The sequence below is a fragment of the Aulosira sp. FACHB-615 genome (assembly GCF_014698045.1).
Taxonomy (GTDB): domain Bacteria; phylum Cyanobacteriota; class Cyanobacteriia; order Cyanobacteriales; family Nostocaceae; genus Nostoc_B.
Genome location: NZ_JACJSE010000002.1, coordinates 397,598 through 414,025 on the forward strand (window position 1 = coordinate 397,598; position 16,428 = coordinate 414,025).

Genomic DNA, 16,428 nt, shown 5'->3' on the forward strand with positions numbered 1-16,428 from the left:
AGGTTACAGGTTATAGGTTATAGGAAGAGAATGTGTTTGACGGAAATGAAAAGCCCGAAAAATCCCATAGATAAAACTACATGGTAATGGGAACAATAAAGCATCAATTCCTTGCTCAATACATGAATGCTTAACCAAACAACATCTTTCACGGCATCAGAACTGAAATCTGCGATCGTTCCCCATCCGCTCATCGTGACACCAGCGACACTGGTAACGGAAGTGATTAACCAAATGAGTGGTATTCGCAATATTTGTGATGCTACTCCGCGTTTGGGTGAGCAACTAGATAAAGTTTATCTAGAAGCACGCTCCAGTTGCGTATTAGTAGTAGAAGATGGCAGCTTAATCGGGATCTTCACAGAAAGGGATGTTGTGCGGTTGAGTGCAGAACAGCATTCTTTGGCAAATTTGGCAATTCGGGAAGTGATGATTTCTCCAGTCGTCACCCTACACGAATCTGATTTTACAGATTTATTTTCGGCGGTGAATTTGCTCCAGCAGTACCATATCCGCCATATACCCATTTTGAATGAGCAGGAGCAGGTGGTAGGGCTAGTAACCCATGAAAGTCTCAGCTATGCCTGTCGTCCGGTGGATTTGTTGCGGTTGCGGTTGGTATCGGAGGTGATGATTACTGAGGTAATTTGTGCCTCTGCTGATAGTTCGATGTTAGCGATCGCTCAACTGTTGGCTAAACATCGCATTAGTTCGGTAATGATTGTAGACACTGGTGGTAACGAAATTCAACCACTGCAATTTCCTCTGGGAATTATTACCGAGCGTGACATTGTGCAGTTTCAAGCCTTGGGCTTGAACTTGAAACATTGCCTAGCTCAGATAGTCATGAGTTCACCAGTATTTACAGTCAAACCCCATGACTCTTTGTTAATTGTGCAGCAAATCATGGAACAACGCTTAATTAGAAGGTTGGCAGTCATTGGCAAACAAGGTGAACTCTTTGGAATTGTTACCCAAAGCAATCTGCTACAAGCACTCAACCCCTTAGAACTATACAAGTTAACAGGAATACTAGAAAAAAGGGTGGTGCAATTAGAAGCCGAACATCTGGCTACCTTAGAAAGTCACACTGTGGAACGAGAACAACAAGTTGACTTACAGACAAGCACCCTCCAAGCCAAAATCAGCCAGGAAAATTTAATTGCAGAAATCGCCGTCCAAATTCGCTCTTCTCTGAGTTTGCAAACTATTTTAAACACCACAGTCGAAAAGGTGCGGCATTTATTAGGCTGCGATCGCGTTAATATTTGGCAATTTCATCTAGATGGGCAAATGACGGTGGTGGCCGAATCTACCAACTCAACACTATCACTGGTGGGTGAACAAATTCATGACCCCTGCTTTTCGCTACATAACACAGATAGTTATCGCCAGGGAAAAATTCGTGTTGTCTCAGATATCTACACAACACCATTATCTGATTGTCACCGCCAGATGCTGATACGCCTGCAAACAAGAGCCAAAATTTTAGTGCCACTGTTGTGCGGTGATCAATTATGGGGTTTACTAAATGCAACTGAAAGTCAACACCCCCGTGAGTGGCAACCAGAAGAAATTGAACTGCTACAAATGTTATCAGTGCATTTAGCGATCGCACTTCAGCAAGCTACAACTCACCAAAAACTCCAAGATGAACTGCGCGATCGACAACGCATTGAATTGACTTTACAAAAATTGGTTGAAGGTACAGCCGCCGTCACTGGTGAGGAATTTTTTCCCGCCTTAGTCAGCCACATTGCCGAAGCTTTAAATGTCTCCTATGTGCTTGTTACGGAAAAACTCGACAATCAACTACATACCTTGGGCTTTTGGGCAAATGGAGCCTTGCAACCACCAATTTCCTACCCTATGGCTCTAACTCCTTGCGAATATGCTTTGAATAACGGGGAATTTTACTGCCAAAACCAAGTCCAAGCTTTTTTCCCTGACGATTTAGACTTAGTAAATATGCAAGCAGACAGTTATCTGGGAATTGCCCTCAAAGATAATGAAGGTAATAGCATTGGCACTCTGTGTATTTTAGATTTACAACCCATACAGGACAATCAATATACTGAAGCCATCCCAATTCTCCAAGTATTTGCAGCCAGAGCCGCCGCAGAATTACAGCGCAAAGCCGCCAATCAAGCACTACAACGTTTGAACCAAGACTTAGAGCAGAAAATTGCACAGCGCACCCAAGAACTCCAGGCGCGAGAAGCACAATTACGAGATTTCTTTGACAACGCCACCGATTTAATTCAAAGCATTGCCCCGGATGGGCGAATTTTATTTGTAAATCGGGCATGGAAGGAAGCTTTGGGATATGACGATAGCGACTTGGAGCAGTTATCAATTTTCCAAGTCATTCATCCCGATGAATTGGTACATTGCCAAACAGCAATGCACAGCTTGTTTGCAGGCACTTTGTGTTTAGGTATCGAAACCAGATTTCTCACCAAAGCCGGCAGAGAAATTATTGTTGAGGGGAATGTGAATTGTCAATGGCAAAATGGACTGCCGATCGCCACACAAGGTATTTTTCGAGATATTACCGCTCGTAAACAAACCGAGAAAACAATTTATCTCCAAATACAACGGGAAAAACTACTGCGAGAAATTTCCCAAAGGATTCGTGAATCATTAGACTTACAAACGATTTTTAACACTGCTTGTCAGGAAATTCGCCAAGTAATTCAAGCTGATCGGGTGGGTATTTTCAAGTTTTATCCTGACTCCAACTTTGATGACGGCGAATTTGTGGCGGAATCAGTAGGTGAGCGTTTTAATTCAGTTGTCGCCATTCCCATACATGATCACTGCTTTGGCAAAAATTATTCCTCCCTTTATGCCAAAGGCCGATTTTTTGCGGTTGATGATATATACAAAAGAGGAATGAGTTCTTGTCACAGCGATATTTTGGCTGAGTTTCAAGTGCGGAGTAATTTGGTGATGCCGTTACTTTGTGGTGATGAATTGTGGGGTTTGTTGTGTATTCATCAATGTGGCAAAACTCGCTCTTGGCGACAGTCGGAGATTGAGTTTACCCAAGAATTATCCTACCAGTTAGCGATCGCCATTCAACAAGCCAATCTCTACGAAAAAATTCAGGCAGAATTGTTAGTCCGCCAACGAGCCGAAGCGAAAATTGCCTTGCAACTGCGACGACAAGAAACCCTAGAAATTATCGTCCAAAAAATTCGTGAGTCATTAGATATTCACGAAATCCTCGCAACGGTAACTCAACAAGTAAAAGAGGTATTACATTGCGATCGTGTGATCGTCTTCCGGCTGTTTGCTAACGGTAAGAGCCAAATTGTCGAAGAAGCTATATCTGAGGGATTGCCTAGACTCAAAGACCAACACTGGGAAAATGAAACTTGGTCTCAAGAAATCCTTGATTATTATTGGCAAGGCAAACCGCGCATTGTCTGTGATGTTATGCAAGATATCTGGACAAAGTGCCTAGTAGAATATTCCCAGACAGGTCAAATTCAGTCCAAAATCGTCGCACCAATTCTTCAAGAAGTGCGAGACAGCGAAGATCATCGCTGGGTGACTCCTTGGGCAAATAACAAACTCTGGGGCGTTTTAGTTGTTCATGCTTGCCAAGAAAAACGTGTCTGGAAAGATTCAGAAGCACAAGTTCTCCAACAAATTGCCAATCAGTTAGCGATCGCCATTCAGCAAGCAAGTTTATTTCAACAATTACAACTAGAACTCGCCGAACGCCAGCAAGCAGAGGCAAAACTCACCGAAAGCAATCAAAAACTAGCAATTTCTAACGAAGAACTAGCTCGCGCTACCCGTCTCAAAGATGAATTTTTAGCCAACATGAGTCATGAACTCCGCACTCCCCTCAATGCCATTTTGGGAATGACGGAAGGGCTACAAGAGGAAGTGTTTGGCATTATCAATGAGCAACAACTCAAAGCATTACAAACCATTGAGCGCAGTGGTTCCCATTTACTAGAGTTAATTAACGATATTTTAGACTTGTCCAAAATTGAAGCCGGGCAGATCAAACTTGACTACCTCTGGACTTCCGTGAATCATCTGTGCCAATCCAGTCTGGCATTTATCAAACAGCAGGCATTACGCAAGCAAATTCAAGTTGAACTAAAATTGCCAATGAATCTCCCAGAAATACTGGTAGATGAACGGCGGATTCGTCAAGTGTTGTTGAATCTGTTGAACAACGCCGTCAAATTTACTCCCGATGGCGGACGCATCACCTTGGCAGTAACGCAAATTTCCTCCCCGATATCAACTAGCGATGCAACGATGCAACACTTCTTGCACTTCGCCATCCAAGATACCGGCATTGGGATTTCACCAGAAAATATCCAGAAACTCTTTCAGCCTTTTGTGCAGATTGACAGCGCCTTAAATCGGCAATATACAGGTACAGGTTTAGGGCTGGCATTAGTCAAACAAATTGTCGAACTTCACGGTGGCCGGGTGGGACTGACGAGTGAATTAGGCGTGGGTAGTTGTTTTACAGTCGATCTACCCTGTCATCCTAGTGCTGATCTTGCACCGGAAATCATCACCAATTATCAAGTAATTAATACTCCAGAAGCTTGCTGCTGCAACACCAATGAATCACCAAGTCTTACCCCCCTCATCTTGCTGGTAGAAGATAACGAAGCCAATATTAGTACAGTTTCTAGCTACCTCGAAGCCAAGGGGTATCGCATTGTGCTGGCTAATAACGGTCAAGAAGCCATTGACTTGACAACAGCACACCGTCCTGACTTAATTTTGATGGATATTCAAATGCCAGGAATCGACGGTTTAGAAGCAATTCGACAAATTCGCCAAAATCCTGAGTTTGTCAATACTCCCATTATTGCCCTGACAGCCTTGGCTATGAGTGGCGATCGCGATCGCTGTTTAGCCGCAGGTGCTAACGACTACCTCTGCAAACCTGTCAAACTCAAGCAACTAGCAACCTTGATTAAAAAGTTTTTCACAGACGAAGAGGTGATCTAGTAGGTCAATCACTAATTATGTAGGGTATGGGGATGATAAATGTGGGTTGTTGATCAGGGGGACAAGGGAGACAGGGCAGACAAGGGAGATAAGGGGCTAATTTTGTTAATCCAAACGTTCTGATGAATTGGCTGAATTTTTCAACCGCGCATACTGTGGTTTACAAGGGCTACCCCAACAAACTTGTCCAGGGGGCATATTAGCAAATACAGTACTACGAGCGCCAATCACAGCATTTGCACCAATTTCGACTCCAGGGCCAACAAAACAATCGGCTGTAATCCATACCCCGTTATTAATAGTAATTGGTGCTGTTTTTAACCCAAAAGCCGGATCTTGGATGTCGTGGCTACCCGTACATAAGTAGGTTTTTTGGGAAATCACACAGTGTTCACCGATATTAATTTTATCCAAGCTGTATAAAACTACATCATCACCAATCCAACTGTAGTCACCAATGGTAACTTTCCACGGATACGTGAAGCGGGCTGTGGGTCGAATTAATACACCTTGACCAATACGCGCCCCGAATAGTCGCAGCAAAAAGCAACGCAAACCATTAAAAGGATGAGGAGTTAAGGGAAAGGCGATCGCCTGTACAAACCACCACAACAAAACATACCAGCCTGGACGACCACGGTCAAACCAGGATTGGTCATACTTGCGTAAATCTACAAAGGATTGGTTATTTGTCATTGGTCATTTGTTATTCGTCATTGGTCAATAAATAAAAGAGACTGGGTAGTATGATTTTCCCAGTCTCTCACGTCTAAATAAAGCACCGATGATCAATTGCTCTCAAACTGACTATACGGATTTCTTCATTTCAGACTTCATACTTTATACTTCAGACTTCTAAACTGCCGTTTGCTCAATTTTTTGGGGGAGAGATGGTGGTGCAGATTTAGCAGTATTGGCTGTATTTAATTTACCGCCACAACTGCGTAATTCATACAGTTTCACGCCAATTTGATATTCATATTGACTGAGTAGGCGGCCATAAATATATCCGGCTCTGCCATCTAAAAAACCACGCTGAATAATATAGAACAAAATAAACCGTAAAATTGGTTTAAAAGGCAAATGTACCCAGACTTTCTTGAGAAAACGTTTACGTTGAACGGCATCACCAAATAAGTTAGCGCCAATTGTACCTGTGTCACCTAGACCAGTAAGCAGATTGTAATAAACTCTCGCTTCCCAATTAGAATAGCGGTTGTGTCTTTCTAGCCAGTGGAACAAATCACGAAAGTCTTCATGGAGCATATCATTGTTGAGATATCCCACTTGCCCTTGTAAAATCACATGTTCGTGAACTTCGTTATCACCAGTATTAGGGATATCTTCGGTATTGAGGTTTTCGTAACGACCAGCTTTGTGTTTAAACAAACGCAAATTCCAATCAGGATATTTCCCACCATGACGAATCCATTGACCTAAGAAAAATACGCGGCGATTGAGATAATAACCGCTATATTCTTCATTTTGAATTGCTTGAGCAATTTCATCCCATAATTCGGGAGTAATGCGTTCATCGCAATCAACAATTAGTACCCATTCGTTACGGAAAGGTAAGTTATCTAAAGACCAATTTTTCTTTTTCGGCCAGCGTCCATTGAAGTGAAACTGTACAACATTCGCACCGTAACTATTAGCAATTTCTAAGCTTTTATCAGTGCTTTGAGAATCAACAATAAAGATTTCATCTGCTCTTTGGAGACTGGTCAAACAAGCCGGTAAATTGGCTTCTTCGTTTTTGGCAGGAATTAAGACTGAGACGGGAATTTTAGAGGACATATATGTTGTTATTTGTTATTTTTTATGGGATGTAGACAGCAGACCCTGAATAGCAGCATTTAAATAACCTATTTGACAATATGTATACACAAGTTTGTCGAAGCGTTCTGCTGGGTCAGAAAAATACTGTAATGATTTATATAAACCCCGAATCAAACGCTCACTACCGCGTAATAATTGACGGCTCCCTGTTTTGCCTGCAAGTTGTTCTCGGTAGCATTCACTGATACCTTGCCACCAGCCGCGATTCAAAAACCAAGAGCGATTGAGCCGTTCGGGTGCAACGTTATGCGCTACTAAAGCTTCTGGCAGATAGGCAACTTGCCAGCCATGCTGGAGGGCAAATTCGGTCATTTGCAATTCTTCATTAGATAACAAGTTTTTGCCGACTCGACCAAGATGGGGGTCAAAACCACCAATTTCTGCCAAAAAGCTCTGTCGGATAGAATAATTTAAGCCTCTGGGGGTTAAGCCCGGTTGATCAATATAAACTATTTTGTCACCTAGATCATAAGCTCCCAAATTGCCGGCTAACCCAGAAGATAGCCATTTGGGTGGTTGGATTGTCGGTGGCCATAAAAGTGTGACTTTGCCACCCGCGATCGCTAGTTTGGGGTTGCTTTGATAGGCAGAATACAATACTTGCAACCAGCGATCGCTGGCGACCGCATCATCATCTAAATAAGCCAGAATTTCGGCACGCGCAACTTTAGCACCAGTGTTCCGGGCAACAGATAAGCCGGTGGTGGGTTCAAAGATATACTTTAAACGGGCATTGCAGGCTCTTTGTTCGACAACTTCGCGGGTGCGATCGCTGGAGTTGTTATCTACTACTATCACCTCAAAATCGCCAGCAAAGTCCTGCGCCAACAGGCTATCAATTGCCGCACCTAAATAGGTATCTCGATTGTGAGTACAGATAATGGCAGAGATTTGGATGTCTGACATAGGATTAAGTTTAACAACAGAGAATTCAGGACTCAGGAGGAGGCAGTGCGGTGGATGGTTACTGTATTCACAGTGAAACACCACACACTCATCAAAGATTCAGTGGTTGAACAATCAGTGCAGGATTATACCTATTACTTATTGCTTCTGAATTCTGAATTCTGCATTCTGTATTCTTTTTTAAGTTGTCACCCTTGGATTTGAGACTACAGTCTTCTATCCAACGGTCGCCTGCTCTGTGCTAATCTATAACAAAAAATTCCAACCCACCAACCGCGTTTCTTCGGAATTCGTCTTTAATTCTTTAAGCTTGTTGAATATGGCTGTGTAAAACTACGAGAGTTTCAGCTAATTGACTCAGACGGGTTTCGAGATATTGTTTGCGTGCTAGTAATTGGCGGAGTTTTTGATGCCGTGCGATCGCCATACTCACTGTCGGTACTTGATCTGGTGGACAGGGACGTGACCAAACTTTACCCGATCCATCCAAACCACACAGCCGATATCCTGTGCGCGAAAATTGATAAGCGTCTTTATTCCCAGTGGTGCAGATTTCTTCAACATAGTTCATCAAGCGGTCAACTTCCGCGTGGCGTAGTGTGGCGGTTCCTGGTTGTTCTGGTTCTTTGGGATTAGACTCTAACCAACCGTTGACTATCGGCCCTTCTAAATACAGGTCTTGGATTTGTTGCAGGAGATTTTGCAGTTCTTGTTGCCAACCAGCTACATGAATTTGAATTTCTTGCAGCAAATTCATAGCTAAGGCTGGGTTAGCTCCGTGGCGATGGTTACTAAAGCTAGGAGTTTTAAACTTGGGTAGGCTGGGAGTTTTATTACCTGTTTCTTGAGCAGAAAATGTATCTACAGAATGATGTTCCGCAAATAAATCTGGTTCAACAGTGCTGTCATAGTTAGAATTTATCTCTAAATTTTCTGTGAGTTCTGGTGTCACACTTGGCTCATCAGATATATCTACATCTGGGGTAGCAGCTTTGCTAGAAACACTAATTCTAAAAGATACTGGCTGCTTGGGCGAATCTCCAGCTTCGACTGTGGCGTTGTCCCGATTTCCGAGATCATGTAGAGTCGCTTCAATCCGTTTTAGCCCTGTTTTCATAAGCATATCCTGTGAGTTTGCTGCCCTTTGTGGTATTTAACTTTTCACAAAGGTTAGTTGGGAGTCTTGGCTTTTGCCAATTTTGGCACAAATTAATCTGGTGCTAATTTTATCTTTTAAAAGATATTTGCAACAAACAAACTCAAAATTATCATCCCTAGGTATGGGGCTTTGAAGCTGTTTTTGATGGCAATTGGCGATTACATTACATTTCTTTACAAAAAATTCATATTCAATGTATTTCAGAAAACGTTCATATTAAGCAATTTAATGATTTATTTATATTTGTTAAGGTCTTTTGTCTTAGGTCAAATCTCAAGACATATTTCACCAAGGGAAATCCTAATCAATGACTACACCTGTGCAATTAGTAACTAATCAAGATCAGGTCTTGACAACCTCGCTTGTATTCGACCTGAATACCTTGAGTCAAGAATTAGTTTCAGGCAAGATAGCTGCTGCGGATTTCGCTGGTTTATTCAGTAAGACAGATGTTGTAGAAGCAACTCGGTTAGCCAATCCACCTGCTGAACTTATTGAAACTACTATTGACGCTGCAACTGAGTTTGTACTCAAATTTGCACCTGATGTCGCAAATGACCCGATCGCCTTTAAAATATTTTCGGCTGCTAATTCTGATACAGCCTCTTTAGTAAGTAAGCTAGTTCACATCATTCTTGGTACTGAAAGCAATGACATTTTGATCGGTAAAGCCACCCGTGATTATATTTTTGGACTGGGTGGTAATGATCTGTTATTGGGAGAAGGTGAAAATGACTTTCTGTTTGGCGGCAAAGGCAATGATATCCTCCTTGGTGGAGACGGTAACGATACTGTCTTTGGCGAAAGCGGCGATGACACTTTATTTAATGATGCAGGCAGCGATAATCTGATTGGTGGTACTGGTAATGATTACTTTTATGTATTAGATGCCAGTGGTAGCAGTTTGCTAAATGGTGGGACTGGCATTGATACAGCCGACTACAGTGCTTTAAGCCAAGCAATCACCTTGAAATCTACTGGGATTGTTAGCAAAGGAGTAGGCTTTGGTACAGATCAACTAGTTCAAGTCGAGAGAATTTTTGCGACCTCATCACTCAACGACTGGATTGATGCTTCAGATGCTACCGCGCCAACTTCCATAACTGTTAATTTATTAACCAATTCCCTGATTGTAAATAATGTTCCTGGTTTGGGAACCCTCACTTTTACAGTCAGTGGTTTTGAGAATGTCAGAGGTACAAACCAAAACGACAGCATTACTGGTGACAATGCCAATAACATTCTCAATGGTGGTGCGGGTAATGATGTGTTGGGTGGTAGTAACGGTAATGATACCCTCAACGGTGATGTAGGAACTGATACAGCAGACTATAGTGCGCTGGGACAAACTATCGTTCTCGGCCCCACAGGTACAGTCAGCAAATCAGGTGGAGGAATTGACCAATTAAACGGAATTGAAACCATCACAGCCTCTGCCTTACTCGGCGATACAATTAATTCCTCAACAGCAACGGGTAGCGTCAGCATTACCGCCAACTTGGGTACAAATAGTTTGACAGTGAATAATGTGTTGATTGGTGGTGTGACTACCAACCTCAACTTTACTGTCAACAACTTTGAGAATGTCACAGGTACTGCGAATAATGACATTATTACTGGTAACAACGGTAATAATATTCTCAATGGTGGTGCTGGCAATGATGTGTTGCGCGGTAGTAATGGTAATGATACCCTCAACGGTGATGCCGGTACTGACACGGTAAACTACAGTGGATTAGGGCAATCCATTATTCTTGGCCCCACAGGTACAGTCAACAAATCTGGTGGAGGAACTGACCAGTTAAATGGCATTGAAGCGATCGTTGCATCTAACTTGCTGAATGATACTATTAATGCCTCAGCAGCAACAGGTAGTACCTCCATTACCGCCAACTTGGGTACAAATAGCTTGATAGTAAATAATGTGGTGATTGGTAGTGCGACTACTAATCTCAATTTCACTGTCAGTAACTTTGAGAATGTTACAGGTACTGCGAATAATGACACTATTACTGGTAATGCTGCTAACAACATTCTCAATGGTGGTGCGGGTAATGATGTGTTGCGCGGTAGTAACGGTAATGATACCCTCAACGGTGATGCAGGCACTGATACAACAGACTATAGTGCGCTGGGACAAACTATCGTTCTCGGCCCCACAGGTACAGTCAACAAATCAGGTGGAGGAATTGACCAATTAAACGGGATTGAAACCATCACAGCTTCTACCTTACTCGGCGATACAATTAATTCCTCAACAGCAACGGGTAGTGTCAGTATTACCGCCAACTTGGGTACAAATAGTTTGACAGTGAATAATGTGTTGATTGGTGGTGTGACTACCAACCTCAACTTCACTGTGAATAACTTTGAGAATGTCATTGGTACTGGGAATAATGACATTATTACTGGTAACAACGGTAATAATATTCTCAATGGTGGTGCTGGCAATGATGTGTTGCGCGGTAGTAATGGTAATGATACCCTCAACGGTGATGCCGGTACTGACACGGTAAACTACAGTGGATTAGGACAGTCCATTATTCTTGGCCCCACAGGTACAGTTAGCAAATCTGGTGGAGGAACTGACCAGTTAAATGGCATTGAAGCGATCGTTGCATCTAACTTGCTGAATGATACTATTAATGCCTCAGCAGCAACAGGTAGTACCTCCATTACCGCCAACTTGGGTACAAATAGCTTGATAGTAAATAATGTGGTGATTGGTAGTGCGACTACTAACCTCAATTTCACTGTCAGTAACTTTGAGAATGTTACAGGTACTGCGAATAATGACACTATTACTGGTAATGCTGCTAACAACATTCTCAATGGTGGTGCGGGTAATGATGTATTAGTAGGTGGTGCTGGTAACGATAATCTCATCGGTGGTAGTGGTGCAGATGTTTTAACTGGCGGTATTGGCAATGATCAGTTCACCTTCTTAAAACCTGGGGAAGGTGTAGATATCATCACTGATTTTGCTTCTGTCCCTGATACGATCGTAGTTTCTGCTTCTGGTTTTGGTGGTGGTCTATCCTTGGGTGTGCTTTCCAGTCTTCAGTTCTTTGTAGGTACAGGTGCAACAACCGCAAATCAGAGATTTATCTATAACAGTATTACTGGTGGACTATTCTTTGATATTGACGGTAATGGTGTGACGGCACAACAGCAAATTGCTAGTCTCACTCTCGCACCAACTCTGACATCCGATGACATTCTAGTGATTGCTTAACAGAGATAGGATTTACGTACAAAGGTTATCTGTTAAGAATGGGTGTAAGAGTGTGAGGCTGTACTTATAGCGTTTCTCGGTTGAGTGCAGTAAAAGTAGATGGGGAAAAGAGGCTAGGGAAATATATTTATTTCACTGGAATGAAAGCCGCTATAACTTTATTGCTCTATACTCCTTTACCCTCTTCCAAATAGTTGTGATCAAAGGATTGGAACATGAAAGGATGTAGAAGTAAAATTCTACATCTTTTTGCTTAAGTATTTCCTAGGAAAAATCGTGGGTAAAGTCATTTTAATTACAGGGGCTGCTCGGTCGGGCAAAAGTGAATGGGCAGAATATCTTGCCCAGCAGTCAGGTAAACAAGTGGTTTATGTTGCAACTGCTACCGAAAATCTTAATGATCCTGAGTGGCAAAAACGCATTGCGGCACATCAACAACGCCGTCCGCAAAATTGGGTAACTTTAGCAGTGCCTAGAGAATTATCAGCGACTTTGGCTGATGCTAAACCCCAGAGTTGTTTGTTAGTTGATTCTTTGGGAACTTGGGTGACAAATTTTTTAGATGAGGATGAAATTAGTTGGCAAAATACAATTGCCGAGTTTTTAGACACAGTACAACTCGTAGCTGCCGATATGCTGTTTGTGGCGGAAGAAGTCGGCTGGGGTGTGGTTCCTGCTTACCCTATCGGTAGACAATTCCGCGATCGCCTGGGTGCTTTGGTGCGGCAATTAGGCGTTGTTTGTGACACGGTTTATCTTGTAGCTGGTGGTCATGTATTGAATTTGAGTGTGCTGGGTACACCATTGCCAACAGCGATAAATGAGGAATTGTAAAGTATTAAATTAAGAAAAATGAAGAGAGCTTGATTATTATTTTGCCTACCGATTGAGGGTCAAATTTTTAATAGAAAATTAATATTATATACAGAGCAAGTCTCCTCATGCCGAATGTACAATCGTGGTATGGCAAACACAGAAGATGTCAAAAAGTATCTCGCCTACTGGTTTCAGTTGGGTAAGAGAGTAGTGGTTGGTAATGGGGTAGCAAGCTTGTTGCCTCAACCTGTATATAAAGGCGATCGCTATAGCCAGGAATTTGAAGAGTGTTGGCAGAAAATTATCTCGCCAGAATTCGGTGATTGTTATTTAGAAGGCACTCACGAAACCATTGCAGAATTGCTGACCTCTGTATGGGAAATTATGCCTTGTGGTCGTTGCAATATGCCGATTCCGATGAGAAACGTAGGAATGCCGGCTGAGACTTGCCCATGCAATAATTTACCTGGTTGGCCGAACACTGATTTACCAGCGCCACGTTCGGCAGTGGATAACCAAGCCAGACTGATGGGAATCCGCGATCGCTTGTTAGAAAATCTTTCCGCCAAAAGTAAATAACTAGGACTTACGCACAGGTTGTCTATCCAGAATGGGTGTAAGGGTATGGGGTGTAAGGGTTTTGTATAATTACACGCCTACAATCTTCCCCAAACCATTGATTTTTCGTCTTATTGCTAGTCCTACACATGATCAAACTCTCTTATACCATTTTGGATTTTAGATTTTGCGAAAAGTTGCGTGGGCGGGTTCCCCGACTTGAGCAAACTTTTCAAGACAGATTTTAGATTGAGACAGGCTTTACTGGTAAGCTTTTGGGCAATTTATTTGTCGCAATCATTCTTCAATTTGGTATTACAATTCTGACTTGTGGATTCTGGATTCTGTTATGTCACCATATAGAATAAAGAGCCAAAATCAGTAATAGGGAAACAAAAAAACGCTGTGCAAATAACATTTTTAGGGACAAGTTCCGGTGTACCGACGCGATCGCGTAATGTTTCTAGTGTCGCCCTAAGATTACCCCAAAGGGCAGAACTGTGGTTATTCGATTGTGGTGAAGGTACTCAGCACCAAATTTTGCGGAGTGACCTAAAAATCAGTCAACTTTCCCGAATTTTTATTACCCATCTGCACGGCGACCATATTTTTGGCTTGATGGGTTTGTTGGCTAGTTGTGGTTTAGCTGGCAATGTTGACAGAATTGATATTTACGGGCCGCCGGGATTAAATGAATATATCCAATCGGCATCAAAATATTCTCATACACACTTTTCTTACCCGATTAAAGTTCATACTATCCGTCCTGGAGTAATTTACGAAGATCAGGAATTTACCGTCACCTGTGGCCAGTTGCATCATCGAATTACCGCATTTGGTTATCGGGTTGCCGAAAAAGACCGCGCTGGACGTTTTGATGTCGAAAAAGCCAAAACGCTGCAAATTCCTGCTGGTCGGATTTATGGTCAACTCAAACGGGGTGAAACTGTCACCTTGGACGACGGAAGAGTAATTAACGGCGCTGAACTTTGTGGCCCCACAGAAATTGGCCGCAAAATAGCTTACTGCACAGATACAATTTATACAGAAGGTGCGGTAGAACTAGCTAAAGATGCGGATGTATTAATTCACGAAGCGACCTTTGCCCATGCAGACGCAGAGATGGCTTTTCAAAGATTACATTCGACAACCACAATGGCAGCACAAACAGCTTTAGCAGGTGGTTCCCATCGGTTAATCATGACTCATTTTAGCCCTCGCTACGCTCCAGGCAACCCCATAGAATTGAAAGATTTACTTCAAGAAGCACGGGCGATTTTTCCTAAGACAGATATGGCTTATGATTTTATGACTTATGATGTCCCTCGACGGCGGGAAGTAGAGTTAAAACAAATGCCTGTAAGTTAAGCGATCGCCCCAAGTTCAGCAATAATTACAATAGAACGATTTGAATTAAATCTAGACAATCATTGCAAAACCGACCCCCGAATTTGAAGGAGTCGGTCAAAGAGAAGGTCAGTTGTTATTTAAAAGAAGAAGGATGAAGGGGTTAACTACACAGCCTCAAATTTCCATTTGTGGTGATCAACGTTTTGTCTTGTCCATTGATCGACTTTTGCTCCATTCTCTTTGTTGCCACCATTTACCTGTAGAACCTTACCACTTTGTTTGCCGATAATGTAGAAGTAGCCGTCACCTGCATCTTCCAATAGCCATTTAGAGTTATCGTTATTTCCTTTCTGATACTGAACAGCATTGCTACCATCAACACTACCACCACCTGCTATATTTGCAACTTTGCCGCTATGTTTAGCAACAAGGTAGTAAGAGCCATCACCAGTATCTTCCAACAGCCATTTAGAGTTATCACTATCTGACTTGTCATACTGAATAAGCTGGATATTGTCTTCCTTACTACCACCTGTCACATTTAAAACTTTGCCAGTATGTTTAACAACAAGGTAGTAGTATTTTCCTGCTGCCGGACGTGGTGTTTTCGCAGACGCAGGCTCAATAGCAATCCAATTGATATGCCATTTGTTAGTGTTAGCTAGTTCTGGGGTAATAGTTCCAGATTCGTAGTCTTTTTCCCACCTTATTTGTATACGAAAGCCTGTAGCAGTAGGGTTATAGATAGAAGTAGCTCCAGTGGTTCCATAATGCTTGCTATCACCAGCAAGTGATGTTATGTATCTTGGTGTTTTGGTGAATCCAGCAGCACTAGTGTCAACTTCTATATAAATACCATCACTATATTGTTGCCAGTTGGTTGCACCTGGTGTCGTATTTCCTGATGCAATTTTAGTACCATCATTACCATAAGTTACTGAGAGCGCCTGGCTGGTTTGTACAGGTGTAGCCACCATAATTGAAACTCCTAAGTAAATAGATGAAAATGAATGAATGCGAGTTTTTGTCAATGCCAAAGACAACCCAGCACAACAATATTCGTCACAAGACTAATGTCTTGTGCGGAATACTATTGCCACAGTGCATGTATTTGCTAGATCAGAGCGTTTAGCTTGACAAATGCTTTAGTGGAAGTCACTTGAAGTGCGTTCTCGATACACTTCATGCTTCTAATATTCCAAAATTTTCATGAGAATTCAAGGACAGTTAAAACAGTTAAAAAACAGTTAAAAAAGCATTAAGACAGTTAAGACACTTAAGTAATATTGAATAAATACTTAGGGCTGGACGAAAAAGACCTTTGGTGCTGGTAGGGAAAACTTCTCCTATCGGAGACGCTACGCGAACGACAGGCTCAGGGGAGCGCGGGAAACAAGAACCAGGAACAGTTTTTTCCTGATTGATGAGTGCGATCGCTCCAAATCCAGCGATAATTACAATGACCTAGATAAGCGAGTGCGATCGCTCCAAATCCAGCGATAATTACAATGCCTTCAAAGTAAGCAAATTCCACCCTGAATTTCTTACTAACACTGGTCACACTCAGATA

At 42.3% G+C, this 16,428-nt stretch carries 11 protein-coding genes; 5 read left to right on the forward strand and 6 right to left on the reverse strand.

Features of this window, described 5'->3' with window-relative positions; genetic code table 11:
* The first annotated feature begins 126 nt into the window (after positions 1-126).
* The gene (locus tag H6G77_RS04000) at positions 127-4,995 is read left to right on the forward strand and encodes a GAF domain-containing protein (protein WP_190870888.1); all 4,869 of its coding nucleotides are present in this window, start codon (positions 127-129) and stop codon (positions 4,993-4,995) included.
* A 105-nt stretch (positions 4,996-5,100) separates the two neighbouring features.
* On the opposite strand, the gene hpsU is transcribed toward H6G77_RS04000, so the two are convergent.
* The 4 genes from hpsU to H6G77_RS04020 all read right to left on the reverse strand — a co-directional run bounded on the left by hpsU (position 5,101) and on the right by H6G77_RS04020 (position 8,857).
* On the reverse strand, positions 5,101-5,691 hold the full coding sequence (hpsU, locus tag H6G77_RS04005; protein ID WP_190674423.1) for a hormogonium polysaccharide biosynthesis acetyltransferase HpsU: 591 nt from the start codon (positions 5,689-5,691) through the stop codon (positions 5,101-5,103).
* 159 nt (positions 5,692-5,850) lie between these two features.
* Positions 5,851-6,792 (reverse strand): glycosyltransferase family 2 protein, encoded by a 942-nt coding sequence (locus H6G77_RS04010; protein ID WP_190870889.1) that lies wholly within the window; start codon positions 6,790-6,792, stop codon positions 5,851-5,853.
* A 15-nt stretch (positions 6,793-6,807) separates the two neighbouring features.
* The gene (locus tag H6G77_RS04015; protein WP_190591968.1) at positions 6,808-7,740 is read right to left on the reverse strand and encodes a glycosyltransferase family 2 protein; all 933 of its coding nucleotides are present in this window, start codon (positions 7,738-7,740) and stop codon (positions 6,808-6,810) included.
* Positions 7,741-8,044: 304 nt separating this feature from the next.
* Positions 8,045-8,857, reverse strand: coding sequence for a hypothetical protein (locus H6G77_RS04020; RefSeq protein ID WP_190591969.1), 813 nt, complete (start codon positions 8,855-8,857; stop codon positions 8,045-8,047).
* Positions 8,858-9,206: 349 nt separating this feature from the next.
* On the opposite strand from H6G77_RS04020, the gene H6G77_RS04025 reads away from it, so the two are divergent.
* The 4 genes from H6G77_RS04025 to H6G77_RS04040 all read left to right on the forward strand — a co-directional run bounded on the left by H6G77_RS04025 (position 9,207) and on the right by H6G77_RS04040 (position 14,876).
* Positions 9,207-12,134, forward strand: a complete 2,928-nt coding sequence (locus H6G77_RS04025; RefSeq protein ID WP_190870890.1) for a calcium-binding protein — start codon at positions 9,207-9,209, stop codon at positions 12,132-12,134.
* A 276-nt stretch (positions 12,135-12,410) separates the two neighbouring features.
* Complete coding sequence (cobU, locus tag H6G77_RS04030; RefSeq protein ID WP_190870891.1) at positions 12,411-12,968, forward strand: bifunctional adenosylcobinamide kinase/adenosylcobinamide-phosphate guanylyltransferase; 558 nt, start codon at positions 12,411-12,413, stop codon at positions 12,966-12,968.
* 129 nt (positions 12,969-13,097) lie between these two features.
* Positions 13,098-13,529, forward strand: a complete 432-nt coding sequence (locus H6G77_RS04035) for a hypothetical protein (protein WP_190591972.1) — start codon at positions 13,098-13,100, stop codon at positions 13,527-13,529.
* Positions 13,530-13,913: 384 nt separating this feature from the next.
* The gene (locus H6G77_RS04040; protein WP_190591973.1) at positions 13,914-14,876 is read left to right on the forward strand and encodes a ribonuclease Z; all 963 of its coding nucleotides are present in this window, start codon (positions 13,914-13,916) and stop codon (positions 14,874-14,876) included.
* Between the two features lie 146 nt (positions 14,877-15,022).
* On the opposite strand, the gene H6G77_RS04045 is transcribed toward H6G77_RS04040, so the two are convergent.
* Both H6G77_RS04045 and H6G77_RS04050 read right to left on the reverse strand, forming a co-directional pair.
* The gene (locus H6G77_RS04045) at positions 15,023-15,835 is read right to left on the reverse strand and encodes an RICIN domain-containing protein (RefSeq protein WP_190674413.1); all 813 of its coding nucleotides are present in this window, start codon (positions 15,833-15,835) and stop codon (positions 15,023-15,025) included.
* Between the two features lie 398 nt (positions 15,836-16,233).
* Positions 16,234-16,419 (reverse strand): hypothetical protein, encoded by a 186-nt coding sequence (locus H6G77_RS04050; protein WP_190674410.1) that lies wholly within the window; start codon positions 16,417-16,419, stop codon positions 16,234-16,236.
* Positions 16,420-16,428: the final 9 nt, after the last annotated feature.